1 protein-coding gene is annotated in these 2,004 nt (G+C 51.9%); it reads right to left on the reverse strand.

The window, feature by feature from the left end; all coding sequences use genetic code 11:
- Window positions 1-2,004: hypothetical protein (locus V6D20_17080; GenBank protein ID HEY9817495.1), on the reverse strand; the 2,004-nt coding region annotated here is incomplete at both ends.

Raw genomic sequence — 2,004 nt, forward strand, 5'->3', positions numbered from 1 at the left:
TCTAAGGCTTCTGCAAAGCAGGCACTATCGACTTGTGCTAAAGCAGTCAATATCCAAGCACGGTAGTGTTCATCGTCAATTGCCCGAGCAGCATCCAAGAGTTGAGTAAAATCGGCACTATCAACTTTCACCAAAGCACTCAAGCCCCTGGCACGGTAGTACTCTCCCTGAATCGACCGAGCGACGTCCAAGAGTTGAGCAAAATCAGCACCATTGATCTGTGCTAAGTTCTTCAAGACAGCAAGACGGAAGGCTTCATTCTCAATTGCTCGGGCAGCGTTCAAGGCTTCTGTAAAGTACGTACTATCGATGTGCGCTAAGGCGCTCAAGACGTCTGCATGAGCCTCCGTATCCTGCATTGCCCGAGCGTTGGCCAGAGCTTTTTCAACGTAGGCACTATCGACTTTCGCTAAGTTAATCAAGACGCCTGCACGGTAGTACTCATCCTGAACCGACTGAGCGGCGTTCAAAGCTTCCGCAAAGTAGGCGCTATCGACTTGTGCCAAAATACCCAAGACCGATGCAAGGCAATAAGGTTTATTCTGTATTGACCGAGTAGCGTTCAAGGCTTCCACAAAGTAGGTGCCGTCAACTTGTGCTAAAGCAATCAAGACCCTAGCGCGGCTGCTGGCCTCATTTTTAATTGAACGGACTTCAGTCAGGAGTTGAGCAAGATCAGCACCATCGACTTGCACTAAGTTTCTCAAGACATCAAGACGGATGGCTTCATTCTCAATTGCTCGGGTGGCGTTCAAGGCTTCCGCAAAGTAGATACCGTCAACTTGTGCTAGAGCAGTCAAGACCCTAGCGCGGCTGACCTCATTCTGAATTGAATGGACTTCAGTCAAGAGTTGAGCAAGATCAGCACCATCAACTTGCACCAAGTTACTCAAAACCTCCATACGAATGGTTTGATCCAGGATTGTTCGTGTGGTGTCTAAGGCTTCCGTAAAGTAGGTGCCATCAACTTGCGCTAAGGCACTCAAGACCCAAGCGCGGCTGATCTCATTTTTAATTGAACGGACTTCAGTCAGGAGTTGAGCAAGATCAACACCATCGACTTGCACTAAGTTTCTCAAGACACCAACACGGATGGCTTCATTCTCAATTGCCCGGGTGGCATTCAAGGCTTCTGCAAAGTAGGTGTTATCGGCTTGCGCTAAGTTAGTGAAGATCTTCGCACGGCTGACCCCAGACTCAATTGAACAAACCTTCTGTACCACTGACTGGAACAGAGGCTGGGTTAAATAAGCCGCTAAAGCCTCTACTGTCCCAGTAAAAAAAACTTCATATTGTATCTGCTCCACATAGGCCCAAGCCCGCTCCGCCGACCAAAATCCACCTTTTACCAAGGCCGCCAGTAATTCCCCAGGCAACGGACCGATCAACGAATTCAACGTTGTTACCATCAGCGCATACCGACATTGCAGCACGATCGCCCTCTCCGGCTCCCGCTCATATAACCCCTCCGCCAACCGCCAGCCCTCAGAAACTGCCGTCACAAAAATTCCCGGCGCTCCCACCTCCTGACAAGCCTCAAACCAAGCATTTCGCCCCGCTCCATCACTAGCTGCTAACAACTCATGCACCGCCTCGTCCCGCCCCGCCTGGATCAAGTGCCAGATCAAATGACGATGAATATAGCTATCCCTCGGCAAGCCGCAGCACTTCGCCCCATAATCCAGCGGCCCATAGCGGTCTACAAACGCTCCGTGAGCTGCCGCCAGATCCCCTATCCCCGGCAGCGTCCTTGCCTCAAGCAAACCCCGCGCCGTATCGTGCATCAAATCATGCACCCGATAGGTTAGTTCCCCCGCCCCTGTTGCACTGCCGTCGGTCAAGAACGATCGCCGCCGTAGCTCAATCAATCCCTTCTTCGCCTGCAACAACGGCACATCCCACAACCGTGCCGCCACCGGAGCCGTCAACGGCACATCCTCTGGCAACACCCCTAACCAAGCAAACTGCTGTAGCTGCTCCGGTTTCAGCCGCTTCAGACTCAAG

The organism is Candidatus Obscuribacterales bacterium, assembly GCA_036703605.1.
GTDB lineage: Bacteria > Cyanobacteriota > Cyanobacteriia > RECH01 > RECH01 > RECH01.